At 38.0% G+C, this 24,547-nt stretch carries 27 protein-coding genes, 1 tRNA gene, 2 pseudogenes and 1 riboswitch; of the genes and pseudogenes, 26 read left to right on the top strand and 4 right to left on the bottom strand.

The window, feature by feature from the left end; genetic code table 11:
* Window positions 1-23 precede the first annotated feature (23 nt).
* Window positions 24-404, bottom strand: a complete 381-nt coding sequence (mscL, locus tag GMD1S_RS01745) for a large conductance mechanosensitive channel protein MscL (RefSeq protein ID WP_000910206.1) — start codon at window positions 402-404, stop codon at window positions 24-26.
* A 79-nt stretch (window positions 405-483) separates the two neighbouring features.
* Window positions 484-921, bottom strand: coding sequence for a GtrA family protein (locus GMD1S_RS01750; RefSeq protein WP_000733466.1), 438 nt, complete (start codon window positions 919-921; stop codon window positions 484-486).
* A 28-nt stretch (window positions 922-949) separates the two neighbouring features.
* Window positions 950-1,046: riboswitch (PreQ1 riboswitch) on the top strand.
* Here GMD1S_RS01750 and GMD1S_RS01755 point away from each other — a divergent pair.
* The 4 genes from GMD1S_RS01755 to dapA all read left to right on the top strand — a co-directional run bounded on the left by GMD1S_RS01755 (window position 1,044) and on the right by dapA (window position 4,159).
* On the top strand, window positions 1,044-1,556 hold the full coding sequence (locus GMD1S_RS01755) for a QueT transporter family protein (protein ID WP_000737302.1): 513 nt from the start codon (window positions 1,044-1,046) through the stop codon (window positions 1,554-1,556). (Overlaps the previous riboswitch by 3 nt.)
* Before the next feature lie 105 nt (window positions 1,557-1,661).
* Window positions 1,662-1,734 (top strand) — tRNA-Thr (locus GMD1S_RS01760).
* A gap of 356 nt (window positions 1,735-2,090) precedes the next feature.
* Entirely contained in the window at window positions 2,091-3,167 is a 1,077-nt protein-coding gene (locus GMD1S_RS01765; RefSeq protein ID WP_000542483.1) for an aspartate-semialdehyde dehydrogenase, read from the top strand.
* A gap of 56 nt (window positions 3,168-3,223) precedes the next feature.
* On the top strand, window positions 3,224-4,159 hold the full coding sequence (gene dapA / locus GMD1S_RS01770; RefSeq protein ID WP_000121605.1) for a 4-hydroxy-tetrahydrodipicolinate synthase: 936 nt from the start codon (window positions 3,224-3,226) through the stop codon (window positions 4,157-4,159).
* A 46-nt stretch (window positions 4,160-4,205) separates the two neighbouring features.
* On the opposite strand, the gene mnmE is transcribed toward dapA, so the two are convergent.
* Complete coding sequence (gene mnmE / locus GMD1S_RS01775) at window positions 4,206-5,579, bottom strand: tRNA uridine-5-carboxymethylaminomethyl(34) synthesis GTPase MnmE (protein WP_000632733.1); 1,374 nt, start codon at window positions 5,577-5,579, stop codon at window positions 4,206-4,208.
* Window positions 5,580-5,713: 134 nt separating this feature from the next.
* The gene (locus tag GMD1S_RS01780; RefSeq protein WP_001117401.1) at window positions 5,714-5,896 is read right to left on the bottom strand and encodes a 4-oxalocrotonate tautomerase; all 183 of its coding nucleotides are present in this window, start codon (window positions 5,894-5,896) and stop codon (window positions 5,714-5,716) included.
* 122 nt (window positions 5,897-6,018) lie between these two features.
* On the opposite strand from GMD1S_RS01780, the gene GMD1S_RS01785 reads away from it, so the two are divergent.
* The 22 genes and pseudogenes from GMD1S_RS01785 to GMD1S_RS01880 all read left to right on the top strand — a co-directional run.
* On the top strand, window positions 6,019-6,609 hold the full coding sequence (locus GMD1S_RS01785) for a thymidine kinase (RefSeq protein ID WP_000068128.1): 591 nt from the start codon (window positions 6,019-6,021) through the stop codon (window positions 6,607-6,609).
* A complete protein-coding gene (gene prfA, locus GMD1S_RS01790) occupies window positions 6,606-7,685 on the top strand; it encodes a peptide chain release factor 1 (RefSeq protein ID WP_001028815.1) in 1,080 nt (359 codons plus the stop codon). The genes GMD1S_RS01785 and prfA overlap by 4 nt, the downstream gene beginning before the upstream one ends.
* Window positions 7,685-8,521 (top strand): peptide chain release factor N(5)-glutamine methyltransferase, encoded by an 837-nt coding sequence (prmC, locus tag GMD1S_RS01795; protein WP_000761887.1) that lies wholly within the window; start codon window positions 7,685-7,687, stop codon window positions 8,519-8,521. The genes prfA and prmC overlap by 1 nt, the downstream gene beginning before the upstream one ends.
* On the top strand, window positions 8,505-9,107 hold the full coding sequence (locus GMD1S_RS01800; protein ID WP_000969274.1) for an L-threonylcarbamoyladenylate synthase: 603 nt from the start codon (window positions 8,505-8,507) through the stop codon (window positions 9,105-9,107). Before prmC ends, GMD1S_RS01800 begins: the two co-directional genes overlap by 17 nt.
* A 1-nt stretch (window position 9,108) precedes the next feature.
* A complete protein-coding gene (locus GMD1S_RS01805) occupies window positions 9,109-9,540 on the top strand; it encodes a GNAT family N-acetyltransferase (protein ID WP_000942957.1) in 432 nt (143 codons plus the stop codon).
* 49 nt (window positions 9,541-9,589) lie between these two features.
* Window positions 9,590-10,846 carry a serine hydroxymethyltransferase gene (gene glyA, locus GMD1S_RS01810; protein WP_000575496.1) on the top strand — a complete coding sequence of 419 codons (1,257 nt, stop codon included), beginning with the start codon at window positions 9,590-9,592 and terminating at the stop codon, window positions 10,844-10,846.
* A gap of 7 nt (window positions 10,847-10,853) precedes the next feature.
* The gene (locus GMD1S_RS01815; RefSeq protein WP_000356112.1) at window positions 10,854-11,828 is read left to right on the top strand and encodes a nucleoid-associated protein; all 975 of its coding nucleotides are present in this window, start codon (window positions 10,854-10,856) and stop codon (window positions 11,826-11,828) included.
* Window positions 11,828-12,430, top strand: coding sequence for a lysozyme family protein (locus tag GMD1S_RS01820; RefSeq protein WP_004240129.1), 603 nt, complete (start codon window positions 11,828-11,830; stop codon window positions 12,428-12,430). Before GMD1S_RS01815 ends, GMD1S_RS01820 begins: the two co-directional genes overlap by 1 nt.
* Window positions 12,431-12,516: 86 nt before the next feature.
* Window positions 12,517-13,491 carry a DUF1002 domain-containing protein gene (locus GMD1S_RS01825; RefSeq protein ID WP_001227373.1) on the top strand — a complete coding sequence of 325 codons (975 nt, stop codon included), beginning with the start codon at window positions 12,517-12,519 and terminating at the stop codon, window positions 13,489-13,491.
* Between the two features lie 74 nt (window positions 13,492-13,565).
* Window positions 13,566-14,927: a 23S rRNA (uracil(1939)-C(5))-methyltransferase RlmD gene (gene rlmD / locus GMD1S_RS01830; protein WP_000914600.1), complete on the top strand. Its 1,362-nt coding sequence runs from the start codon at window positions 13,566-13,568 to the stop codon at window positions 14,925-14,927.
* 265 nt (window positions 14,928-15,192) lie between these two features.
* Complete coding sequence (locus GMD1S_RS01835) at window positions 15,193-16,116, top strand: recombinase family protein (protein ID WP_001133496.1); 924 nt, start codon at window positions 15,193-15,195, stop codon at window positions 16,114-16,116.
* Between the two features lie 38 nt (window positions 16,117-16,154).
* Window positions 16,155-18,437 (top strand): protein kinase domain-containing protein, encoded by a 2,283-nt coding sequence (locus GMD1S_RS01840; protein WP_001118805.1) that lies wholly within the window; start codon window positions 16,155-16,157, stop codon window positions 18,435-18,437.
* 449 nt (window positions 18,438-18,886) lie between these two features.
* Window positions 18,887-19,297, top strand: coding sequence for a hypothetical protein (locus GMD1S_RS01845; RefSeq protein WP_000389611.1), 411 nt, complete (start codon window positions 18,887-18,889; stop codon window positions 19,295-19,297).
* Window positions 19,298-19,309: 12 nt separating this feature from the next.
* Window positions 19,310-19,531 (top strand): annotated as a pseudogene (locus tag GMD1S_RS12735) (CPBP family intramembrane glutamic endopeptidase); the annotation flags it as partial.
* Window positions 19,532-19,534: 3 nt separating this feature from the next.
* A complete protein-coding gene (locus GMD1S_RS01850) occupies window positions 19,535-19,729 on the top strand; it encodes a hypothetical protein (protein WP_000232313.1) in 195 nt (64 codons plus the stop codon).
* Between the two features lie 306 nt (window positions 19,730-20,035).
* Complete coding sequence (locus GMD1S_RS01855; RefSeq protein WP_000134968.1) at window positions 20,036-20,779, top strand: CPBP family intramembrane glutamic endopeptidase; 744 nt, start codon at window positions 20,036-20,038, stop codon at window positions 20,777-20,779.
* Window positions 20,780-20,932: 153 nt separating this feature from the next.
* Window positions 20,933-21,739 (top strand): alpha/beta fold hydrolase, encoded by an 807-nt coding sequence (locus tag GMD1S_RS01860; protein ID WP_000668468.1) that lies wholly within the window; start codon window positions 20,933-20,935, stop codon window positions 21,737-21,739.
* Window positions 21,740-21,750: 11 nt separating this feature from the next.
* Window positions 21,751-21,879 (top strand): hypothetical protein, encoded by a 129-nt coding sequence (locus GMD1S_RS11600; protein ID WP_000900024.1) that lies wholly within the window; start codon window positions 21,751-21,753, stop codon window positions 21,877-21,879.
* A gap of 87 nt (window positions 21,880-21,966) precedes the next feature.
* Window positions 21,967-22,584 carry an SAP domain-containing protein gene (locus GMD1S_RS01865; protein WP_000573126.1) on the top strand — a complete coding sequence of 206 codons (618 nt, stop codon included), beginning with the start codon at window positions 21,967-21,969 and terminating at the stop codon, window positions 22,582-22,584.
* Window positions 22,585-22,623: 39 nt separating this feature from the next.
* Window positions 22,624-23,478 carry an ADP-ribosylglycohydrolase family protein gene (locus tag GMD1S_RS01870; protein WP_000900003.1) on the top strand — a complete coding sequence of 285 codons (855 nt, stop codon included), beginning with the start codon at window positions 22,624-22,626 and terminating at the stop codon, window positions 23,476-23,478.
* Between the two features lie 29 nt (window positions 23,479-23,507).
* Window positions 23,508-23,918, top strand: coding sequence for a DUF7668 domain-containing protein (locus GMD1S_RS01875; RefSeq protein ID WP_000523681.1), 411 nt, complete (start codon window positions 23,508-23,510; stop codon window positions 23,916-23,918).
* 234 nt (window positions 23,919-24,152) lie between these two features.
* Window positions 24,153-24,547, top strand: a pseudogene (locus GMD1S_RS01880) (hypothetical protein); the annotation flags it as partial.

The raw sequence follows: 24,547 nt of genomic DNA on the forward strand, positions 1-24,547 counted from the left end.
TTAAGCTAAATCCTTTATCTGTTTTATTTTTTCTCAAGAAGAGCTTTGATTTCTTGAAGAACTTCAAGTTCAGTTGGAGCAGCAGGTGCTTCCTCAACCACTTCCTCTTTCTTACGAAGGTTTTGCGCTTTTTCCATAGCTTTAATAACGAAGAAAAGCACAGTACCTACAACGAGAAAGTTGATAATAGCACTCAAGAATTTACCATATGTAACACCATTCCATGCAAGCTCAGCGATGTTTTGTACTTTCGCAGCTTCCAAAGCTGGGTTCAATAGAAGTGGAGTGATGATGTCATTAACAAATGAAGTAACGATAGCACCAAATGCAGAGGCAATGATGACACCGACAGCGAGGTCAACGACATTACCACGAAGCAAGAATTCTTTAAGATCCTTTAACATTTTCATAAATTCCTTTCCTAATTTTCTAATTTATTATATCCTAAATTGTGACAAAAAGCAACTTGAACGCTCAAAGTGGTCAGTTGTTCCCTTTAAAAATATAGATTTTACTGAAAACATAGTTTAAAATGATGATCAAAATTTGTGCTAGGATAGTTTCAATCGTATTAACCCTATCTATATTAAATTCGACAAACTGGCCAATAATATCAGGAAAGGTTGTAACAAAGATATAAGTTAAAAGGATGTCGAGACCAAGTGTTGAGAGACGAGCTAAGACAAATTTAGCCAGGCGGGTTGGCCAATTCCTTCTCTCTTGTTTAAAGACGATTGTATCATTTGTGAGAAAGGCAAAGAGAATCCCGATAATATTAGCGAGGGCAGTTGCTAGGATTTCCTGGTGGCTGATATGGTAAATAACCAAACGTGATACAATAGAAACCAGAGTAGTAGCACCACCAAAAAATAGGTAGGAGAGGATTTCGTTATCAAAGAAAGCTTTTATTAGTTTTTTCATGATTTTAGTATAGCATAAAACTGGCTAATGTGCTATACTAGTAAGGTTGATAACCTCAACCCTTGGTGCTTAGCTTCTTTCACCAAGCATATTTTACGCGGGAAACCGCTAAAGGAGAAAGCATGAAAAAATTAACTGTTCGCGACATGGCAGACATCGCTATCGTTGCTGCGATCTATGTAGTTTTGACTATTACGCCACCAATCAATGTTCTTAGTTTTGGGGCGTATCAGTTCCGTATTTCAGAAATGCTGAATTTCTTGGCCTTTTACAACCCTAAATACATTTTCGGTGTGACAATTGGATGTATGATTGCTAATTTATTTAGTAGTTTTGGCCTAATAGATGTCTTTGTTGGTGGGGGTTCTACCCTAGTTTTCCTTAGTCTAGGGGTATGGCTCTTTGCAAAATACAGCAAAGATTACCTCTTTAACGGATTGATTCGAAAAGATCATTTCTTCTTTTCAATCCTCTTCTCCATTTCAATGATTACCATTGCAGCTGAACTTCATATCTTGACAGAAGCTCCCTTCTTGTTCACATGGTTCTCTACTGGAATTGGTGAGTTTGCATCACTTATCGTAGGAGCGATTTTGATTGGTAAACTGGGACAGCGAATCGATCTAACAAAATAAGAAGTTTATAAGCTAGATTCTTGCTAAATCTAGCTTTTTTCATTTCAGAAATTTAAAAGAGAGCGCTTGACAAGAACATAGAACTATAGTATACTTTTTAGGTAAGCTGATTTAGCTCAGTTGGCAGAGCGCATCCATGGTAAGGATGAGGTCGCCGGTTCAATCCCGGCAATTAGCATGATAGAAACAAAGTGACCTTGGGAGACCAAGGTTTTTCTTATCTACCTGTATAAATGAAGCAAAGAGTTTTGGTTGTTGACAAAAGTGACTCTATCTAGTAGAATAGTAGATGCGATGAGTCGATAGGTAGTCTTCGGACTACTATTGAGCATAAGGAGGTCATAACGCAGGAGCGGACCTTGATGAGTTGTGTGAACCTGCTCATCACATGAAGATGCCTCTTAGTCCCTAGTCAATGGCTAGGGATTTTTAGTTTTCAGAAAATATAGTCTAAAAATACTTTTCAATTTCTGTAAAAAGTAGTATAATACATCTATTATAGAAATTTTTAGAAAATTCCGAAAGAGGTTATTTATGGGATATACAGTTGCTGTAGTCGGCGCGACAGGTGCTGTCGGAGCTCAGATGATAAAAATGTTGGAAGAATCAACACTTCCAATCGATAAAATTCGTTACCTTGCTTCTGCACGTTCAGCAGGCAAAACTTTGAAATTTAAAGACAAAGATATTACGATTGAAGAAACGACTGAGACAGCTTTTGAGGGTATTGATATTGCACTCTTCTCAGCAGGTGGTTCGACATCAGCTAAGTATGCACCATACGCAGTTCAAGCTGGAGCGGTAGTAGTAGATAACACATCTTATTTCCGTCAAAATCCAGATGTTCCTTTGGTTGTTCCAGAGGTCAATGCTCATGCACTTGATGCCCACAACGGAATCATTGCCTGCCCTAACTGTTCAACAATCCAAATGATGGTGGCTCTTGAGCCTGTTCGTCAAAAATGGGGCTTGGACCGTATCATCGTTTCAACTTACCAAGCAGTCTCTGGTGCTGGTATGGGAGCGATTCTTGAAACACAACGTGAACTTCGTGAAGTCTTGAACGATGGTGTGAATCCTCGTGATTTGCATGCAGAAATCTTGCCTTCAGGTGGTGATAAGAAACACTATCCTATCGCCTTTAACGCTCTTCCACAAATCGATGTCTTTACTGACAATGATTACACTTACGAAGAGATGAAGATGACTAAGGAAACAAAGAAAATCATGGAAGATGACAGCATCGCAGTGTCTGCAACATGTGTGCGTATTCCCGTCTTGTCAGCTCACTCTGAGTCTGTTTATATCGAAACAAAAGAAGTGGCTCCAATTGAAGAAGTAAAAGCAGCCATCACAGCCTTTCCAGGTGCTGTTCTTGAGGATGACGTAGCACATCAAATCTATCCGCAAGCCATCAACGCTGTTGGTTCACGTGATACCTTCGTAGGTCGTATCCGTAAAGACTTGGATGCTGAAAAAGGAATCCATATGTGGGTTGTTTCAGATAACCTTCTCAAAGGTGCTGCTTGGAACTCAGTTCAGATTGCAGAAACGCTTCACGAACGTGGATTGGTTCGTCCAACAGCTGAGTTGAAATTTGAATTAAAATAGTCATATCGTTTAGGAGTTCAGATGAACTCCTTCTTTGAAATAGAGAGGTGTTTCTCATGTCTTATCAAGATTTAAAAGAGTGTAAAATCATCACAGCCTTTATTACCCCTTTTCATGAGGATGGTTCCATCAACTTTGATGCCATTCCAGCCTTGATTGAGCATTTATTGGCCCATCACACAGACGGCATTCTTCTAGCTGGAACGACTGCTGAGAGTCCGACCTTGACCCACGATGAGGAGTTGGAACTCTTTGCGGCTGTACAAAAGATTGTTAATGGACGTGTTCCTTTGATTGCGGGTGTAGGTACCAATGATACGCGTGACTCGATCGAGTTTGTCAAAGAAGTAGCAGACTTTGGTGGTTTTGCTGCTGGGCTTGCGATTGTACCATACTACAACAAACCTTCTCAAGAAGGCATGTACCAGCACTTTAAAGCTATTGCAGATGCATCAGATTTACCTATTATCATTTATAACATTCCAGGGCGTGTGGTTGTCGAATTGACTCCAGAAACCATGCTTCGCTTGGCTGACCATCCTAATATCATCGGTGTTAAAGAATGTACCAGCTTGGCAAATATGGCTTACTTGATTGAGCACAAGCCAAAAGAGTTCTTGGTCTATACTGGTGAGGATGGAGATGCTTTCCATGCCATGAACCTTGGTGCGGATGGGGTTATTTCTGTTGCCTCCCATACAAATGGAGATGAAATGTACGAAATGTTTACTGCCATTGCAGAGAGCGATATGAAGAAAGCCGCAGCTATTCAGCGTCAGTTCATTCCTAAGGTCAACGCCCTCTTCTCTTATCCAAGTCCTGCTCCAGTTAAGGCAGTCCTTAACTATATGGGATTTGAAGCTGGACCAACTCGTCTGCCTCTAGTTCCAGCACCAGAAGAAGATGCCAAACGCATTATCAAGGTTGTTGTAGATGGTGACTACGAAGCAACTAAGGCAACCGTAACAGGTGTCCTTAGACCAGATTACTAATAAAGACAATAAAATCCATGACCAAATGAACGATCATGGATTTTTCTTATTTTCCTAAACAGAATTGGCTAAAGAGTTGGGTGATGAGTTCATCAGGTGCGGCATCTCCAGTGATTTCTCCGAGAATTTCCCAAGTACGAGTCAAGTCAACTTGAAGCAAATCAACTGGCATACCCAGTTCAAGACCTTCATTAACTGCTTGCAAGCTTTCAACAGCCTTCTCAATCAAGGAAATATGACGGGCGTTAGATAGATAAGTAGCATCTTGCTCAACCAAACCAGCATTTTCAAAGAAGAGGTCGTTAATACGCTCTTCGATTTTATCAATGTTTTGATTTTTAAGAACTGAAATACGGATGAGATCTTCAGGGAGTTCTGAAGTTTCAATCGCTTCAGGAAGATCCGTTTTATTAAGTAGAATAATGCGGTTGGTATCTTGACTGATGTCTAAAAGTTGTCTGTCTTGTGCTGTTAGTGGTTCGCTGGCATTTAGTACTAGTAGTACCAAGTCAGCTTCCTTGAGGGCTTTTTTCGAACGTTCAACACCGATTTGTTCCACGATATCATCTGTTTCACGAATACCTGCAGTATCAATCAATTTGAGAGGAACCCCGTTAATGTTGACGTATTCTTCGATAACATCTCGTGTCGTACCAGCGATGTCTGTTACGATGGCCTTATCTTCACGCAGGAGATTGTTGAGAAGACTGGATTTCCCAACGTTGGGACGGCCGATAATGGCAGTTGAAATTCCCTCACGAAGGATTTTACCACGACGAGCTGTTCTAAGGAGATTGGTTAGCAATTGCTCAAACTCCATAGTCTTCTCGCGGACAACAGCAGTAGTAGCTTCCTCAACATCATCATACTCAGGATAGTCAATATTGACCTCAACTTGGGCAAGTGTATTGAGGATTTCTTGGCGAGTATTATTAATGAGGTCAGAAAGAGAACCGTCCAATTGTTTGACTGCAATATTCATGGCCTTGTCTGTCTTGGCACGGATGATGTCCATCACTGCCTCGGCCTGTGTCAAGTCCACACGACCGTTTAGAAAGGCGCGTTTGGTAAATTCACCAGGTTCTGCCAACCGAGCTCCTTCACGGATAGCTAGTTGGAGAATCTCATTGGTCACCGCAATCCCACCGTGAGTGTTAATCTCGATAATATCCTCACGAGTGAAGGTCTTTGGAGACTTCATAGCTCCAACCATAACTTCGTCCATGACCTTCCCTGTCTGCGGGTCAATAATGTGACCGTAGTTGAGGGTATGGCTTGCAACCTTGCTCAAGTCTTTTCCTTTAAAAATCTTTTGCGCAATGGCAAAGCTATCTGTTCCGCTCAGGCGGACAATACCAATGGCTCCTTCACCTAGTGGAGTAGAGATAGCAGCGATGGTATCAAATTCACGTGTAATCATACTAATTCCTTTTGTATTTCTTTTCTTAGGATAGGTATCCAAGCATCTCTTCAAATTGTAACAAAATTAGACTATTTCTTCAATGGATGCTACTTGGAGATTGAAAAAGCCTAAGCAATTCTGCTTAAGCTGGATTATTTGGTGCGCATTTCCCCTTGAGGGAAGTAGGTTCCTTCTGGCATGTCGTTGATGATGACATGAACGGCTGATTGAGGGGCTCCAGTGTTGCGGACAACAGCTTCCGTTACTTCCTTAGCAAGAGCTTTCTTTTGCTCGAGCGTTCGACCTTCAAATAAATCGATGCGTACAAATGGCATAGTAGCTTCCTCCACTAGTTTTTGATTTCTTCTATTTTACCACATTTTGCCGTTTAAAGCTTCAGAAAATTATGATATACTAGAATGTAGCAAAAATTTAGAAATGGACGTGAAATAGAAGCATGGCACAGTTGTATTATCGTTATGGTACCATGAACTCTGGTAAGACGATTGAGATTCTCAAGGTGGCCTATAACTACGAGGAGCAAGGAAAGGGAGTTGTGATTATGACTTCGGCTCTGGATACACGTGACGGTGTTGGCTATGTGTCGAGTCGAATCGGCATGAAACGCCCAGCCATTGCGATTGAGGAAACGACAGATATCTTCGGCTATATCCGAGACTTACCTGAAAAACCTTACTGTGTGCTAGTCGATGAGGCTCAGTTTCTCAAGCGTCACCATGTTTACGACCTAGCTCGTGTTGTGGACGAGCTAGACATACCTGTCATGGCTTTTGGTTTGAAGAATGACTTTCGCAATGAATTGTTCGAAGGTTCAAAATACCTCTTGCTCTTAGCAGACAAGATTGAAGAAATCAAGACCATCTGTCAGTATTGTAAGAAAAAGGCGACCATGGTGTTGCGCACGCACGATGGTGTACCAGTCTATGATGGAGAACAAATTCAGATCGGTGGAAATGAAACCTATATCTCAGTCTGCCGTAAACATTATTTTGCCCCTGAAATCAATAAGGAGAATGAAGAAAAATGAACATCTATGATCAACTACAAGCTGTAGAAGACCGTTATGAAGAATTAGGAGAATTGCTGAGTGACCCAGATGTGGTGTCTGATACCAAGCGTTTCATGGAGCTTTCGAAAGAAGAGGCTTCTACTCGTGATACAGTAACAGCCTACCGTGAGTACAAACAAGTCCTTCAAAACATCGTTGATGCCGAAGAGATGATTAAGGAGTCAGGCGGAGATGCGGACTTGGAAGAAATGGCCAAGCAAGAATTAAAAGATGCCAAGGCTGAAAAAGAAGAATACGAAGAAAAATTGAAAATCTTGCTCCTTCCAAAGGATCCAAACGATGACAAGAACATCATCCTTGAAATTCGTGGAGCGGCTGGTGGTGACGAAGCGGCACTTTTCGCCGGAGATTTGCTAACTATGTACCAAAAGTATGCGGAAGCCCAAGGCTGGCGCTTTGAAGTCATGGAAGCTTCTATGAATGGTGTCGGTGGTTTCAAGGAAGTGGTTGCTATGGTTTCTGGTCAATCTGTATATTCTAAGCTTAAGTACGAATCAGGTGCCCACCGTGTGCAACGTGTCCCTGTGACAGAAAGCCAAGGTCGTGTCCACACTTCAACTGCGACAGTTCTTGTTATGCCTGAAGTCGAAGAAGTAGAATACGATATTGATCCAAAAGACCTTCGTGTTGATATCTACCACGCATCTGGTGCTGGTGGTCAGAACGTCAATAAGGTTGCGACTGCCGTGCGTATCGTTCACTTGCCAACCAATATCAAGGTTGAGATGCAGGAAGAACGTACCCAGCAGAAAAACCGTGAGAAGGCCATGAAAATCATCCGTGCGCGTGTTGCTGACCACTTTGCACAAATTGCCCAGGATGAACAAGACGCTGAACGTAAGTCTACTATCGGTACTGGTGACCGTTCAGAACGTATTCGTACATATAACTTCCCACAAAACCGTGTCACAGACCACCGTATTGGCTTGACTCTCCAAAAACTAGATACCATCTTGTCTGGTAAATTGGATGAAGTTGTGGATGCCTTGGTTCTTTATGACCAAACACAAAAATTAGAAGAATTAAACAAATAATGAAATTAGCTCAATTATTTTCAGATTTTGAAGAAGAGTTGGTTAGACAAGGAGAGGAAGCTGAAAGCCTCTCTTTTGTCTATCGTAGCCTAAAAAATCTCTCTTTTACGGACTTTGTCTTTGCTCTTCAGCAGGAAGTGACAAAAGAGGAAGAAAATTTTGTAGAAGAAATTTACCAGCAGTTAGCGTCCCATAAACCAGCACAGTATATCATCGGACAGGCAGATTTCTTTGGAATGCAGTTAAAAGTGGATGAGCGAGTTTTGATTCCTCGGCCAGAGACAGAAGAGTTGGTGGATCTCATCCTCACAGAAAATCCTGAGGAAAGTCTTAAGATTCTAGATATCGGGACTGGAAGTGGTGCCATAGCCCTTGCATTAGCTAAAAACAGACCAGATTGGTCAGTGACAGCAGCAGATATTTCACAAGATGCCTTAGAGCTTGCATCAGAGAATACTAGAAATCAAAATCTTAATATATTTTTTAAAAAATCTGATTGTTTTGCAGAAATTTCTGAAAAATATGATATAATTGTATCCAATCCACCCTATATCTCTCGTGAAGATGAGTCAGAGGTCGGTTTGAATGTTTTGCATTCAGAGCCTCATCTAGCTCTCTTTGCAGATGAGGATGGTCTAGCTATTTACCGCAGAATTGCGCAAGATGCAAAAGACTATCTCAAAGATGGTGGTAAGATTTACCTTGAAATTGGATACAAGCAAGGTCAAAGTGTTCCTGCGCTTTTTAGGAAATATCTTCCTGAAAAACGGGTACGAACACTCAAGGACCAATTTGGTCAAGATAGGATGGTTGTAGTTGATGATGGACAGGATTAGACAAGAGTTGGAAAAAGGCGGAGCTGTTGTTTTGCCTACAGAGACAGTTTATGGTCTCTTTGCTAAGGCCTTAGACGAGAAAGCTGTCGACCATGTTTACCAACTAAAATGTCGTCCTAGAGATAAGGCACTCAATCTTAATGTCGCTTCTCTAGAGGACATCTTGCACTTTTCAAAGAACCAGCCAACTTATCTACAAAAACTTGTAGAGACCTTTTTACCGGGTCCCTTGACCATTATCCTCGAAGCTAATGACCGAGTTCCCTATTGGGTCAACTCTGGTCTTGCAACTGTCGGATTTCGGATGCCGAGTCACCCCATTACACTTGATTTGATTCGAGAGACAGGTCCCTTGATTGGGCCGTCTGCCAATATCTCGGGTCAGGCGAGTGGAGTGACCTTTGCTCAAATTCTAGAGGATTTTGACCAAGAGGTTCTGGGTTTGGAGGATGATGCTTTTCTAACTGGACAGGATTCGACGATTCTGGATTTGTCTGGAGACAAGGTGAAAATCTTACGCCAAGGGGCGATTAAGCGAGAAGATATTCTTGCACAGTTGCCAGAGATTTCTTTTGAGGAGGAATGAGATGCTAAGAGATTTGCAAGAAACAGATGTGAATGCTATATGTGAGATTAACCAAGAGGCTTTGGGCTATTCTTTTAGTCCAGAGGACACAGCTAGTCAACTAGCTAGACTGTCTCAGGATTCTCATCATTTCCTACTTGGCTATGAGGATGAGGTCAGCCATGTCCTACTTGGATATGTCCATGCTGAAGTTTATGAATCCCTCTATTCCAAAGCAGGATTTAATATTTTAGGCTTAGCGGTTTCACCTCAAGCACAAGGGCAAGGTATCGGTAAAAGCTTACTGCAAGGGTTGGATCAAGAAGCAAAAAGACGGGGTTATGGGTTTATCCGCTTAAACTCTGCTGATCATCGTCTGGGAGCTCATGCATTTTATGAAAAAGTTGGTTATACTTGTGATAAAGTGCAGAAACGGTTTATTCGCATCTTTTAGTATATTTTCTTAAACTAAAGGACCAGTCACACTATAAAGGAGAAGACCTATGATTTTTGATAAAGACGATTTTAAAGCATACGATGCTGATCTCTGGAATGCTATTGCCAAAGAAGAAGAACGCCAACAAAACAATATCGAGTTGATTGCTTCGGAAAACGTTGTTTCCAAGGCTGTTATGGCAGCTCAAGGGTCTATCTTGACAAACAAATATGCCGAGGGTTACCCAGGACGCCGTTATTATGGTGGAACTGATGTAGTAGACGTGGTAGAAACTTTAGCTATTGAACGTGCAAAAGAAATTTTCGGTGCTAAATTCGCCAATGTCCAACCTCACTCAGGAAGCCAAGCCAACTGTGCGGCTTACATGGCCTTGATTGAGCCAGGTGATACCGTTATGGGGATGGATTTGGCAGCAGGTGGACACTTGACCCACGGAGCTCCAGTTAGCTTCTCTGGTCAAACCTACAACTTTGTTTCTTATAGTGTGGATCCTGAAACAGAACTCTTGGACTTTGATGCTATCTTGAAACAAGCCCAAGAAGTAAAACCAAAACTAATCGTAGCGGGTGCTTCAGCCTATTCTCAAATTATTGACTTCTCAAAATTCCGTGAAATCGCAGATGCTGTTGGTGCTAAGCTCATGGTCGATATGGCCCATATCGCTGGTTTGGTTGCAGCTGGTCTTCACCCAAGCCCAGTGCCATACGCTCATATCACTACAACAACGACCCACAAAACTCTTCGTGGACCGCGTGGTGGTTTGATTTTGACAAATGATGAGGACCTAGCTAAGAAAATCAACTCAGCTATTTTCCCTGGTATTCAGGGTGGTCCTTTGGAGCATGTTGTGGCGGCTAAGGCGGTTTCCTTCAAAGAAGTTTTGGACCCAGCCTTTAAGGAATATGCTGCTAATGTCATCAAAAACAGCAAGGCTATGGTTGAAGTCTTCTTGCAAGACCCTGATTTCCGTATCATCTCAGGTGGTACTGAAAATCACCTCTTCCTAGTGGATGTGACTAAGGTTGTAGAAAACGGAAAAGTTGCTCAAAACTTGCTGGATGAAGTTAATATTACCCTAAATAAAAACTCAATTCCATACGAAACCTTGTCACCATTCAAAACAAGTGGGATTCGTATCGGAGCAGCAGCCATCACTGCACGTGGATTTGGTGAAGAAGAAAGCCGTAAAGTGGCTGAACTTATCATTAAAACTCTTAAAAATGCAGAAAATGAGGCTGTCTTAGAAGAAGTGAGAAGTGAAGTCAAAGCATTAACAAATGCCTTCCCACTATACGAGGACTAATACTTTTATGGACATTTATATTAAGAAAGCTATTATCCATCAGTTCAGCCCAGACGATACTGAGTTGTTTCTAGCGGATAAGTTTCTCAATATCACTCCAAAAATCGAGGAATACCTACGCAAAAAAATCGAACGCGTGTATTCAGATGAAGCTAAGACTGGGATTTTCGAAGAAGAAAATCCCTTCTTCAATCACATCACGGACGATTTATTGGAGACATCAGTAACACTGGCTAATCTCTGGAAAGAGGAGTTTAGCATTTCTGAAAATCTCAAGACCAATGACTTGGTTTTTGTTCAGTTTTCTAAAGAAGGCGTTGAACATTTTGCTTTCTTGCGAATTGCTCTACGTGAGACCTTGACCCACCTTGGTGGAGAAGTTGATAACCCAATCAAGCTAACTCAGAATAACCTTCCTGGATTTGGAACAGGGGCTGATGAGGCTTTGGTGGTCAATCTTCAAAGTCGCAAGTACCATCTCATCGAAAAACGAATCAAGTACAATGGGACTTTCTTGAATTATTTTTCAGACAATCTCCTAGCTGTTGCACCTAAGATTTCGCCAAAAAAATCCATCAAGGAACTGGAAAAAACGGCCCAGAGAATTGCAGAGTCCTTTAGCACAGATGATTTTCAATTCCAAGCCAAGGTCAAATCAGCGATTTTCAACAATCTTGAAGAAAACAATGAGTTGTCTCCTGAGAAATTGGCTAACGACCTTTTTGATAACAATCTGACAGCTCGTTTGAGCTTTATCGACCAAGTCAAGGAAGCTGTACCAGAACCAGTCCAGTTTGATGAAATTGATGCCAGTCGCCAATTAAAGAAATTTGAAAACCAAAAACTTTCCTTGTCAAATGGAATCGAGCTCATCGTTCCCAATAACGTCTATCAAGATGCGGAATCGGTTGAGTTTATCCAAAATGATAATGGAACCTATTCTATCTTAATCAAAAATATCGAGGATATTCAAAGTAAATAATGTTTAAATTTATAAGAAGAGTGCTTGTGCTAGCAGTCTTCCTTTTCGCAGGATACAAAGCTTATCATATCCATCAGGATGTTAAACAAGTCATGACCTACCAACCCATGGTTCGAGAAATCTTGAGCGAAAGAGATACTCCAGCCAATGAAGAGTTAGTTCTCGCCATGATTTATACTGAAACGAAGGGAAAAGAGCGGGATGTCATGCAGTCTAGTGAGTCTGCTAGTGGCGCTACCAATACTATCAAAGACGATGCTTCTAGTATTCGCCAAGGGGTTCAGACTCTAACCGATAACCTCTATTTGGCACAGAGCAAAGGAGTAGATGTCTGGACCGCCGTTCAAGCCTATAATTTTGGACCTGCCTATATCGACTTTATTGCTCAGAATGGTAAGGAAAATACTTTGGCCCTAGCCAAACGTTACTCCCGAGAAACGGTCGCTCCAATTCTTGGTAATACTACAGGGAAGACCTACACCTATATTAACCCTATTTCTATCTTTCACGGTGCCGAACTCTATGAAAATGGTGGAAATTATTACTACTCGAGACAGGTTCGCTTTAATCTCTATATTATGAAATTCTTTAATTTCTTCTAAACATCTGGTTTGACCAGGTGTTTTTCACTATAAGCTTTTTTTAAGATTGTTTTATTACCCTAGAAAGGTAAAGGAGGGAATACCCCATGAGAAAGAAATTCTTTCTAACAAGTGCTGCAATATTGTGGGCCGCAACAGCTATGACGAGCGTCCACGCAGCAACTGATGTTCAAAAAGTAATCGATGAAACCTATGTACAACCTGAATATGTTCTAGGTTCTTCTCTATCTGAAGACCAGAAAAATCAAACTCTTAGCAAACTTGGCTATGACGCATCAAAAGACACCAAAGATATCAAAACTATGACACCTGATATCTATTCGAAAATTATGAATGTTGCTAATGATGCTAGCCTACAGCTCTATTCGTCAGCTAAGATTCAAAAGCTGGGGGATAAGTCGCCTCTAGAAGTCAAGATTGAAACGCCTGAAAATATCACCAAGGTGACGCAGGATATGTACCGTAACGCTGCAGTGACACTGGGAGTGGAGCATGCCAAAATCACAGTTGCAGCACCTATTCCAGTTACAGGAGAGAGCGCCCTAGCAGGGATTTACTACTCGTTAGAGGCCAATGGTGCTAAAGTACCGCAAGCCAATAAAGACTTGGCCCAAGAGGAGCTAAAAGCCTTATCCGATATCAATGCTGAAAACAAGGACAAGTCAGGCTACGATGCCAATAAACTCAATGTCGCTTTGGCAGATATCAAGGCAGGAATCGCAAAGGCAAAAGAAGCAAAAGGCAATCTGACAGAAGAAGATGTTCGCAAAATCGTTGAAGACACACTAAAAAACTACAAACTTGATCAGGTTATAACAGGAAACCAGGTCAACATCATCATCAATTTTGCCCTTAATCTCTCAAAGAGCGACATTTTGAACAATGCTGATTTCACTAAAACCCTAAATGACCTCAAGGAAAGCATTGTCTCTCAAGCTGGAGATAGTTTTAAAAATATCAACCTCAACTTTGATGCCAATAAAGCGCTAGAAGACGGGGGCAACTTCTTTAGCTCCCTTTGGCAAGCCATTGTCAACTTTTTCAAGAGTTTTGGTGCTTAGGTCATTTCATGATATAATAGATGGTAACAGAAATGTTGCCGTCTTTTTTTGTCGGCCGATAGAAAGTGAAAAATATGCTAAAGAAAAATGATATTGTAGAAGTTGAAATTGTCGATTTGACCCATGAAGGGGCTGGAGTCGCCAAGGTAGATGGTTTGGTTTTCTTTGTAGAAAATGCTCTACCAACTGAGAAAATCCTTATGCGTGTCCTCAAAATCAATAAAAAGATTGGCTTTGGGAAAGTGGAAGAATACCTTACTTACTCTCCACATCGTAACCAAGACCTTGACCTAGCTTATCTACGCTCAGGTATTGCCGATTTGGGGCATCTTGCCTATCCAGAGCAGCTTAAGTTCAAAACCAAGCAAGTCAAAGACAGTCTCTACAAGATTGCTGGTATTGCAGATGTAGAGGTCGCTGAAACGCTCGGCATGGAACATCCAATCCAGTATCGAAACAAGGCCCAGGTGCCCGTTCGTCGAGTGAATGGTGTCTTGGAAACTGGTTTTTTCCGTAAAAATTCGCATGATCTCATGCCCCTTGAAGATTTCTTTATCCAGGATCCTGTCATTGACCAAGTCATAGTAGCCCTTCGAGATTTGCTTCGTCGTTTTGATTTAAAACCTTATGACGAAAAGGAACAGTCTGGCTTGATTCGAAATCTTGTAGTGCGACGTGGGCACTATTCAGGACAAATCATGGTCATTTTAGTAACAACTCGTCCGAAAGTTTTCCGAGTGGAGCAATTGATTGAACACCTTATCAAGCAGTTCCCAGAGATCGTGTCTGTCATGCAAAATATCAACGACCAGAATACCAATGCGATTTTTGGCAAGGAGTGGAAAACTCTTTATGGTCAAGACTATATTATCGACCAGATGTTGGGAAATGACTACCAAATCGCTGGGCCAGCTTTTTATCAAGTAAATACTGAAATGGCAGAGAAACTTTATCAAACAGCTATTGATTTTGCAGGATTAAAAGCAGATGATGTGGTGATCGACGCCTACTCAGGGATTGGAACGATTGGCCTCTCTGTTGCGAAACATGTTAAGGAAGTCTATGGAGTTGAGGTCATCCCAGAAGCAGTTGAGAATAGCCAGAAGAATGCTGCATTAAACAATATCACAAATGCCCACTATGTCTGCGACACAGCTGAAAATGCCATGAGGAATTGGCTCAAGGAAGGTATCCAACCAACCGTTATCTTGGTTGACCCACCACGCAAGGGATTGACCGAGAGCTTTATCAAAGCAAGCGCTCAAACAGGAGCAGACCGTATTGCCTATATCTCCTGCAATGTTGCAACCATGGCGCGTGATATCAAACTCTACCAAGAGTTAGGATATGAACTGAAGAAAGTCCAGCCGGTTGATTTATTTCCGCAAACGCATCATGTGGAGACGGTAGTATTGATGTCAAGGATTGAAAAATAAGAGTGTGAAAACCTCTTGATTTCAGAGTGTTTGTGGAATTTGGAATTCTATTTTATGATGCCAATAATCCTGTCAAACGCCCTAAAATCAAGGGCTTGGGAACATATCCATGAGGATAGTTGAGTGGACAGAATAGATATGGGGTAGGTTGAGTTGATAAGATTACTATTCCAAGGGTGAGTTGATATGATGATTAAATAGACTAATCACCATTGATAAATTCTAATCATATGTTGATTAGACAAGTGCAGGTAGGTGAGAAAACATGCCGAATAATTCAAACGTTTATTATATTCCCCCGAAGCCAAAAAGGGAAAAGCGTGTCGGGATTTATTGTCGTGTAAGTACAAATAGCATGGATCACCTTCAAAGCCTGACTGCTCAAATATCGCATTTGACCAGATTGATTGCCTCAATGCTGCAATGGGTTTTAGCTGACGTTTATATAGACATTGCTACAAGTAAAACAGGTTCATCCAGAAAAGAGTTCAATCAGATACTTGACAATTGCCGTTCAAGAAAGCTGGATATAGTTATAACGAAAAATATTAGTAGATTCGGCAGAGATACGGTTGAAATATTAGATGCTCTTAATCAATTAAAAACGCTTGGTGTTCATGTAATGTTTGAGCAGGAAGAATTGGATACTGAAAATACAGACAGTGACTTGATGATAGCAATTGTTGAAGCACTTGCACAAGGTGAAAACGAGTCAAGAAGTGAAAATATAAAATGGGGAATTAAGCAGCGTGCAGCACAGGGGACTTCGAAACTCTATGATAGAAAGTGTTATGGTTACAAACATGATGCTGATGGAAAGCTGGTTATTGATGAAGAACAGGCTAAAAATGTTAGGCTGATATTTGATTTATATCTCAGCGGTCAAAGTATTTTAGGCATTATCAGGGAACTCGAAAAAAGAAAGATTCTCTCTCCAACCGGAAAAGAGAAATGGTGTAAGAGAACGATTGATGTTATGCTGAGTAATGAGAAGTATACTGGTGATGTTAAACTTTTTAAATCAGGAAAAAGCGATGTTCAGTATATGGCATCAGAAAACAACCCTGCGATAATTTCAAAGGAAACTTTTGAGGCAGTGCAGATTGAGAAAGGTCGGAGGAGTAGTATTGTGAAAGAGGAAAATGGTAGTAAGAGGAAAAACGAAAAGTATAGTTCTAAAGAGAAGTAATATATAGATTATTTGGTACGGTTAAGGAGAGTTTGTATATGGCAAAACAAAAAAGCTGGAATAATTATTATGAAATCATTGATGAATTAGGAGAAGGCGGAAATGCAAAAGTCTATCGTGTAAAATGTAAAGAAGATAATGAAGAATATGCTTTAAAAGTTTTAGTTGTTGGGGGAAAAGAGAAACACAGTCGTTTTGTTAATGAAATAAACACCATAAAAGATAATTATCAAATAATAGAGGGAATTATTCCTATCTATAGATTTTCTGTTGAAGAATATTGGTATACAATGCCTATTGCAATATCTGCAGTAGATTATATACTTGAAAATAAATTAGATATTGAAGAAATTGTTAAGGGAATAATTTCTTTAAGTGAAACTTTAGAAAAGCTACATGAAAAAGATATTTGTCATCGTGATATAAAGCCTTCTAATATTTATTATTACAATAACAGATTTGCATTTGGTGATTTTGGATTAGTTGATTTTCCAAATAATACAGATGACTTTACTAAATCTGATAAAGGGCTTGGAGCAATTTTTACTATTGCACCAGAAATGAAGCGAAATCCTAAAAAAGCAGATAGTAAAAAAGCAGATGCTTTTTCGTTAGCAAAAACAATGTGGATGTTTTTAACTAATAATGAAAAAGGATTTGATGGGGTATATAATTATTTAGATCCTAGCCATAGTTTACGCTATTTGGAGCAATATAAAAACACCCATCTTGTAGAAATAGATGAACTTCTCAAAGATTCTACTGATAATAATCCAGATGTTCGTCCAACAATTGAGGAATTTAAGGAAAGATTAATTAATTGGATTGGTGTATATTCTGACATAGATAAATCTCAAGCCAGTGACTGGAATTTCCTAAATAAACAGTTATTTGGACTCAATCCTCCAGAATCATCATCATGGAGGAATATTAATAAAATTGTGGAGATTCTAAATATTATTGGTAAAACACCTGCATATAATCATATGCTTTTTCATGATAAAGGTGGATTGGACTTTTCTTTTGCAGAAATAGCAGATGAAGAGAACTGTATAAAATTGTATGATACATCAGGTTTTTGTTATATAGTAAGACCAAAAATATTATATTTTGAAGGGTTCAATGAAAATTACAGGTGGAATTATTTTCTGTTGGAATTTGACAAATTATCTCCTATTCTTAGCGCAGAAGACGATTGTGATAATGAACATTTAGTTGAGGATTATCCTGCCCATTATGTTTCGGCTCAGTATGCACAATACGGTGTTTATGATTATGAAACAGCAATTCCTTTGCCCAAAGGATTTCAAACAGTATACCGTTATATTAGGGGAAAATTCTTAATTGTATTAAAAAATGGACCGTACAATGGAATAAATGGAACATATGATGGAAGACATGGTGATTGCAGTGCTAGTGAATTTAGAAATTATATCGAATGGCTGTTAAATCTTTATTCAAAATTATATCAGTATATAAAGAGTAATGATGAGTTTAAGGGTTTACCGGATGAAGAAATAGAAGATAGAATATTAAATTTGGGAGAATTTAATAAAAATCCGTTTAAAAAAGATTTGTTTAAGGAATACGATGTATCTAATAGAAAGAAAAAATATTCAGAGCGTAAAAAAAGCAAAGATTATATAAAACAAAATTTTATGAATTGGGACTTTTGCGATATGCTCCAAATTTGTCCATTGACGAATTCCGCGACTATAAAATTTGTCTTTGAATTTTTACCTTCGGGAAATGAAATTTCTTTAGGACTATTTGAAGAAATGAATTATTATATTTGTACAGATGGACACATTAAAAAAATGAATCCATATTCAGATGAGAAATGTTTTTGTCTTTATGATAGAAAAGCAACTATTGATTTAGAATATAATCTTGAAAAAAGAGTTTCCGAAATTCTTAAACAAAATGGTTTGGCAGAGCTAGAATACGAAACATATTTTTCGGTGAGAGCAATTAGATGCGGAAAACCCATACATTTGTTTACTAAGCAGGAAATTGAGGTGGCTATGAGATATGCAGATGATAGGTTAGATAATCAGCTTGTAATTGATGAAAATGGATATGCAAAAGTAATAGAAAGAGATGAAGGTTCTTATTTATATCCAGTGAGACATGAATTATGGTGTTCAGGTAATATGTATGTAGGTAAATATTCAAGCTTATCTACATTAGAAGATGATTATATTTCATCATTGCAGGGATGGCTATTATATTTAAAAACAGGAAGACCTCAGTATATGGATTATGTACATGATAATCGTAATGAAAAAGATTTAATACAAGAAATTATGACCTATTATTAAATTTTAATATTTAGCTGATATAACATCATAATAGCCTAATTAAAAAAGAAAGGATGATAAGACAAAATAGTTACAAAAGCCTTAAACATCAAGTAATATAATAGTTGTGGATATGTTTGGAAATAGCCTAACTATTACATGTTAAGTGCGTGGTATTGATGTCAAAAGTACAAAAGTGAAAGGTTAGAAAAAACTTAAAATCAAAGAAATCTAGGAATTGAAGCATATGATTTTGATTTTAGGATTCTTCTTGTTAATGATTTATGAGAAGTCATCCAGCCAAAAATTGTAGTATGCTTGAGTTACAAAATGTAAATGGGTGTATACATTCTGCCACAGCAGCTGCACTTAATCATGAACTTGTAACAAAGTTTGCTAAAGAGTTTATGAGATTATATAATGGGATTTATTTTCAAGTAAAGAGAGATTAGAATTTGTAGTGGTGGTTTATGGAAGATAAAAAAAATTCAACTCGGAAAGTTATATTAGGAAGTTTTTTGGCGATTTCTTGCTTAGCAGTATCACAGGGGATAGCATTAGGAGTAGGTACATTTATTGCAAAAATTGGTATTCCTGTATGGATTGCAAATATTATATCAGCACTTATGTATATATCGGTTTTCCTTTTAGGGATGAAGATACTTACAAAAAGACTATTAAGAGGAAGTTTATCCATCTACAGGATAACACCAGTCAGATTGCATTTTAAATATTTCATACTTGCATTTACTATGACTGGCTTTGTTATAGCCTGCTTAATACTATCGGGAGGGATTTTTACAGCAGGAAATGGAGAACATAAATTGGAAATCATAACATCTTCCTTGTTGTTTTACGGACTAGCTACGGGCATTGTTTAGGAAAGTGTCTTTAGAGGGGTAATTCTAAGCATATTTGAGGAAAGATGGAACCGCTCGATAGCAATATTTCTACCATCAATAGTATTTGGAATTTTGCATATAGTAGGCAGTGATTTAGATCTAATTAGTATAGTTCAGTTGATAATTGCTGGTACATTGGTTGGTATATTATTCTCCCTAATTGCAATTGAGAGCAATATTATTTGGAATAGTGCAATTGTCCATGGTATCTGAAATATGGTTTTTGTTGGCAATATTATTCATTTCGGAACAAAAAGTGAGGGTGATTCTATCTATAATTTCGTATTGTCTTCAGGAAATAGATGGATTACAGGTGGCGATTTTGGATTAGAAGCATCTATTTTTGCAATTATCGCTTATACCATTTTTGCACTTTTGGTTTTTATATGGATTATGAGAAAACATAAATGATATAAATCCCAGTTTGCCGAAGTAATACCTTTTAACGATAACTTTATGATATCGTTAAAAGGTTTATAGATATGTTTCCATATACAGACAAGACTACATGGAATACTTAGTGTTCACTCGTGCTACGTGGAGTGTGTAAGTTTGCTTGTAAAAGTCTAGAATTCTTGGAATGAATCAATAATGAAAAGCCTTGATTGTAAGGCTTTTTTTGCATTTTTGTGATAAAATATAGTTAGTTATAAATCGAGAGCAACTAAGAAGCAGTAAAAATATTATTCATAAAATAATCAAGATAAGGGCGATAAAATGACAGAAATTGACAAAAAGAATTTAAAAAATTATCTTTGTTTTACATTTGGAATTACTTATATATCTTGGGGGCTTCTTGCCATATTTACACAATCTTATATTTGGGGATTAGAGACATTTATAGGAAGAATATTACATATAGTTGGTGCACTTGGACCAGCTATTGCAAGTGGCTTTTATTTAAAAAGTAATAATATAAAATTTAAACATTTTTTATTTAATAAGATAGAAAATAGTAGTATTTATTTCATTTATCATATGTTAGCAATTTTGATACTATTTTCTGTATCTTCCTTAGAATTAAACGGAGTATCCATTTATCTGATGCCATTATTCTTTATACAACTAATTTTTTTTGGTGGTGGACATGAAGAATTAGGATGGAGAGGAATATTACAACCCTTACTTGATAAAAAATATACTTATTGGCAATCTAATTTGATTATAGGATCAATTTGGGGGATTTGGCATCTGCCTTTATGGTTTATAGTTGGAGAAAGTCATCAAGGATTTCCTTTTATTTTATTTTTTATATATACATTATTTTTAAGTTTTGTTTTAGGGCTTCTTTACCGTCAAACGAAATCTGTGGGATACTGTGTATTATTTCATGCATTCGCGAATTTGTTAAATCTCTATTTTGTGTTAAAAATTAATTTTATTTTTATTATCATTTTTATTGTTTATTTAATCTATACTATATTGGCAAGTAACAGAATTAGTAAGGAAAAAATATTTTAAATTTTTGATCAGTATAACTATTATCGAAAGTAATGATTGATGTATTTAGATGATCAATGTTAGTGAATTTCAATTTGATGAGGCATCACTGCTTGTTCAAACTGATTTAACAAGTATTTATCTAGTGAAAGTCCTACAGTAAGGAGTTTAAACATGAAATTCCATGAATTTGGTGATAAAAATTTACCTCCTATTTTACTGATACATGGTGGTGGTAGTTCTTGGTGGAATTATCTTCGTCAAGCACGAATCTTGTCAAAAGAATACCGTATTATTCTACCAACTTTGAATGGCCACGGCGAGGTATATCAACTTGATTATGTTTCTACTGAAGATTCTGCTTTGGAGATTCTAGACTATATCAAAGCAAACTGTGATGGGAAATTGTTTGCAATCGGTGGTGTTTCACTTGGTGGTCAAATTGCCATGGAGCTTTTGTCTTTAGACAGTGAAATTGCTAAGAAGGCCATCATAGACGGAAGCCTCTGTATTCCTCAACCAAGGTTAGCTAAAATCAGCATCTTTCTAGTGTCTCTATTTGGTAAATTGATGTTCAATAAATTCTCTTGCAAACTTCAGTTAAGCATGATGAACAAACTCTATCCTAAACTGGCTTATCCAGAGGAAATAAAAGCTTATTATTTAGAGGATTTGCCAAGGACGCCTGTCAAAACATTGGTGACCATTTACAAAACCTATATGGGGCATTACAAGCTAAAGGATACGATTTCTGCTAGCAAGGCTCATGTTCTGTATATTTATGGTGAAAAAGAATTGAACTGTGTGAAAGAATCAGCGAAATTATTTCATCAGCTACATTCAAATACAATTTTGTGTGAAGCAAAGGGCTATAACCACGGCTATTTATCAGTTTACCTGCCTTATGAGTGGATTGATTTGGTGGTGCCATTTTTAAAGAGTGATTCATTAGAAATGTGTAACGAATCTGATATGCCATAAGGAGGAAACGGATGCTAGGGGCAATTATTGGAGATATTGTAGGTTCAGTTTACGAATGGAACAATATCAAAACGAAGGATTTTCCTTTATTACGTGAGGATTGTTTTTTCACGGATAATACGGTAAGTCCGAACCGCTGAATGTGTGAGTTTGTTAGTGAAACGTAGCTAATCCTCAAAAAAATTATTTTAAGATGAAAACTAGATTGGTTTTAAGGAGGTAAAATATTGATAGAGAGCAGACCTGAGTTTGATACAATCAAATCCTTTGATGAGTTTAATAAATACTATTGGTATCGTGATGAACTTTCACAGATATGCAAGTCATTGGGGCTTGAATATAGAGGTACAAAACGAGAACTCAATCATATTATTGAGCAGTACTTTAAGGGTATTTTGATTAAAAAATCATCAATAAAAAGGAAAAAGAAACAAGTAGAAGTCGTTACCTTATATACGCCCTTACTTGAGTGCGGATTCTCCTTTAATGCATACTTTAGAGAATATTTCTCAACTTTAACAGATGTTTCGCCCTTTAAATTTACTGCTGATATGGCTACAGCTTGGAGAAAAGTAAAAAGGGAACACGATTTGAGTTTTACAATCCAAGATATGCTAAAAGTTTATTATGGAAATTCAGATTATGCAAAGTATGACCATTCGGTTTGTCAATGGAATCAATTTTTAAAAGACTTTTGTGCAGACGAAAATAGTCGCAATTACTCGAATAAACTAAAAGTAGCTTCTATTCTTTGGAAAGAAGTTAGAAATTCAAGTAATGAAAAAATTTATTCAAAGAATCTTTTGACCGAATATGCTGATAAAGTAAAAGAGTATGAGAAGTAGAAATATCAGTTTAAACCAATAGTTAACAAGGAGGAATCTATGCTAGGAGCAATTATCGGAGACATTGTAGGTTCAGTTTACGAATGGAACAATATCAAAACGAAGGATTTTCCTTTATTTCGTGAGAATTGTTTTTTTACGGATGATACTGTCATGACCTGCGCAGTTGCTGAGGCTATTATGAATGGTGGTCACCAGGATGACTTTATTGATGCTATGAAGAAATACGGCAAGTTGTATCCCGATGCGGGCTACGGTGCTCGGTTTAGTAGTTGGATCAATAGTGACAATCGTGAGCCTTATAATAGCTTTGGAAATGGATCTGCTATGCGTGTTTCTCCATGTGCTTGGGTCATGGACTGCGGTTTTTGTGCGAGAACTGGTATGACGCCATCAACTAGAAATCTTGCACGCCTTTCTGCAGAGGTCACCCATAATCATCCGGAAGGGATCAAAGGCGCTATGGCAACAACAGATGCTATCTTTATGTGTAGATATTTCTTTGGAGGTTATTGTGGGGATTATGAGCAACCAATTAAGGATAATCCCACAGAGTGCAAAAGACGGATCAAGGATTATATAGAGAAGGAATTCGGATATGATTTATCCCAAACTTTAGATGAAATCCGTCCTAGATACCATTTCAACGAAACATGCCAGGAAACGGTTCCTCAGGCCATTATTGCATTTCTGGAAAGTACAGATTTCGAAGATGCGATAAGAAACGCCATCTCACTTGGTGGCGATAGTGATACACTGGCAGCAATTACAGGAAGTATAGCTGAGGCAGCATACGGTATTCCTGATTGGATCAAGGAAAAGGCCTATTCCTATCTAGATGAGCCATTAAAGGATGTTATTAGGAGATGGGAGCTTTACATAGCAAAAAAATGATTATGTAGCTGATTAGAAAGGTGGAGCATATGGGATTACTTGATAAGTATATAAAGAAAGATGAAAACTATAAAAAGAAAAAAGTTATAGAGGTTGTCTCAAATATCTTAACCGCTATTCATCTGAAAAAATATGAAGACATTATGAATTATGTCGACGAATCAGAGATTGATGATTTAAATGAATTCTTTGGTTATGTTGAAAAGACATTGGAATTGAATGATTTTGACACGATTGATGAGTATGGTGTGGAATGTCATTTCAATCCGCCTTACGAGTATTCTCAATTGGAGATTTATGATTATGATGACCAGACTGGGTTTGCTGTTGATTATGATTTGACTTCAAATTCTGAATTAGTAGATATGAGATTGCAAATAGAGTTTCTATATACCGATAATGGCTATACGGTAAGATTTCTTGATGTCGATCCTGGTTAGGAGAAGTTTAACAAGCAATATCCTTGGTACACTATTTATACAGGCATTTAAGATTTTCTTGAATGTCTTTTTTGCACAAGAGTAAGGTCAAAGCTTTTAAACTATCAAGTTTTCCTATCAATAGGTCAATTGTCTTTAAATGTATTTTATGAATGAATCTAAATGGTTATAGAAAGCCATTTCCAGTATGTTCATGCTATAATAGTTTTAGACTTTTTATTTTTGGAGATATAAATGAAAAAATATAAGCATTTATTATGGCTTTCTGCCTTGATCATCATACTGATATCACTATTTTCACTGAATGGGTGTAGTTTGGGTGGTGAGACCATTCCCAAAAACAGAACAAAAGAACAGTACGAATTTGAAAAAACGTTTGAACCTATGTTTAAATTTTTAGAACAAGACAAGAAAGATTTTACGGGATTAAAGGCATACACTAGTAGAATTTATATAAAAAATCAAGATGAAGTAAAAGAATACGAAGTAGATTTAGATATCACTCAAGCTGATATTAAAGGTGATTATACAATAACAATTGGCGAGGATAACAAAACTGTTCCGGTTACATATTCTAATGGGAAGTTAAATTATGGGTCGGAGGTAACTCCTTTATATGATGAAGAAAT

The sequence above is a fragment of the Streptococcus sp. GMD1S genome, from assembly GCF_000296875.1.
Taxonomy (GTDB): domain Bacteria; phylum Bacillota; class Bacilli; order Lactobacillales; family Streptococcaceae; genus Streptococcus.

What these genes read in the sequence shown, in the direction of transcription:
- GMD1S_RS01765 (WP_000542483.1), top strand. Translation starts at nt 2,091, where the DNA reads ATGGGATATACAGTTGCTGTAGTCGGCGCGACAGGTGCTGTCGGAGCT.
- GMD1S_RS01845 (WP_000389611.1), top strand. Translation starts at nt 18,887, where the DNA reads ATGGAAGATAAAAAAAATTCAACTCGGAAAGTTATATTAGGAAGTTTT.
- dapA (WP_000121605.1), top strand. Translation starts at nt 3,224, where the DNA reads ATGTCTTATCAAGATTTAAAAGAGTGTAAAATCATCACAGCCTTTATT.
- GMD1S_RS01800 (WP_000969274.1), top strand. Translation starts at nt 8,505, where the DNA reads ATGATGGACAGGATTAGACAAGAGTTGGAAAAAGGCGGAGCTGTTGTT.
- GMD1S_RS01755 (WP_000737302.1), top strand. Translation starts at nt 1,044, where the DNA reads ATGAAAAAATTAACTGTTCGCGACATGGCAGACATCGCTATCGTTGCT.
- glyA (WP_000575496.1), top strand. Translation starts at nt 9,590, where the DNA reads ATGATTTTTGATAAAGACGATTTTAAAGCATACGATGCTGATCTCTGG.
- GMD1S_RS01835 (WP_001133496.1), top strand. Translation starts at nt 15,193, where the DNA reads ATGCCGAATAATTCAAACGTTTATTATATTCCCCCGAAGCCAAAAAGG.
- GMD1S_RS01820 (WP_004240129.1), top strand. Translation starts at nt 11,828, where the DNA reads ATGTTTAAATTTATAAGAAGAGTGCTTGTGCTAGCAGTCTTCCTTTTC.
- GMD1S_RS01785 (WP_000068128.1), top strand. Translation starts at nt 6,019, where the DNA reads ATGGCACAGTTGTATTATCGTTATGGTACCATGAACTCTGGTAAGACG.
- GMD1S_RS01780 (WP_001117401.1), bottom strand. Translation starts at nt 5,896, where the DNA reads ATGCCATTTGTACGCATCGATTTATTTGAAGGTCGAACGCTCGAGCAA.
- GMD1S_RS01750 (WP_000733466.1), bottom strand. Translation starts at nt 921, where the DNA reads ATGAAAAAACTAATAAAAGCTTTCTTTGATAACGAAATCCTCTCCTAC.
- GMD1S_RS01860 (WP_000668468.1), top strand. Translation starts at nt 20,933, where the DNA reads ATGAAATTCCATGAATTTGGTGATAAAAATTTACCTCCTATTTTACTG.
- GMD1S_RS01825 (WP_001227373.1), top strand. Translation starts at nt 12,517, where the DNA reads ATGAGAAAGAAATTCTTTCTAACAAGTGCTGCAATATTGTGGGCCGCA.
- GMD1S_RS01850 (WP_000232313.1), top strand. Translation starts at nt 19,535, where the DNA reads ATGGTTTTTGTTGGCAATATTATTCATTTCGGAACAAAAAGTGAGGGT.
- mnmE (WP_000632733.1), bottom strand. Translation starts at nt 5,579, where the DNA reads ATGATTACACGTGAATTTGATACCATCGCTGCTATCTCTACTCCACTA.
- rlmD (WP_000914600.1), top strand. Translation starts at nt 13,566, where the DNA reads ATGCTAAAGAAAAATGATATTGTAGAAGTTGAAATTGTCGATTTGACC.
- GMD1S_RS01875 (WP_000523681.1), top strand. Translation starts at nt 23,508, where the DNA reads ATGGGATTACTTGATAAGTATATAAAGAAAGATGAAAACTATAAAAAG.
- GMD1S_RS01855 (WP_000134968.1), top strand. Translation starts at nt 20,036, where the DNA reads ATGACAGAAATTGACAAAAAGAATTTAAAAAATTATCTTTGTTTTACA.
- mscL (WP_000910206.1), bottom strand. Translation starts at nt 404, where the DNA reads ATGTTAAAGGATCTTAAAGAATTCTTGCTTCGTGGTAATGTCGTTGAC.
- prmC (WP_000761887.1), top strand. Translation starts at nt 7,685, where the DNA reads ATGAAATTAGCTCAATTATTTTCAGATTTTGAAGAAGAGTTGGTTAGA.
- GMD1S_RS11600 (WP_000900024.1), top strand. Translation starts at nt 21,751, where the DNA reads ATGCTAGGGGCAATTATTGGAGATATTGTAGGTTCAGTTTACGAATGG.
- GMD1S_RS01815 (WP_000356112.1), top strand. Translation starts at nt 10,854, where the DNA reads ATGGACATTTATATTAAGAAAGCTATTATCCATCAGTTCAGCCCAGAC.
- GMD1S_RS01840 (WP_001118805.1), top strand. Translation starts at nt 16,155, where the DNA reads ATGGCAAAACAAAAAAGCTGGAATAATTATTATGAAATCATTGATGAA.
- prfA (WP_001028815.1), top strand. Translation starts at nt 6,606, where the DNA reads ATGAACATCTATGATCAACTACAAGCTGTAGAAGACCGTTATGAAGAA.
- GMD1S_RS01870 (WP_000900003.1), top strand. Translation starts at nt 22,624, where the DNA reads ATGCTAGGAGCAATTATCGGAGACATTGTAGGTTCAGTTTACGAATGG.
- GMD1S_RS01805 (WP_000942957.1), top strand. Translation starts at nt 9,109, where the DNA reads ATGCTAAGAGATTTGCAAGAAACAGATGTGAATGCTATATGTGAGATT.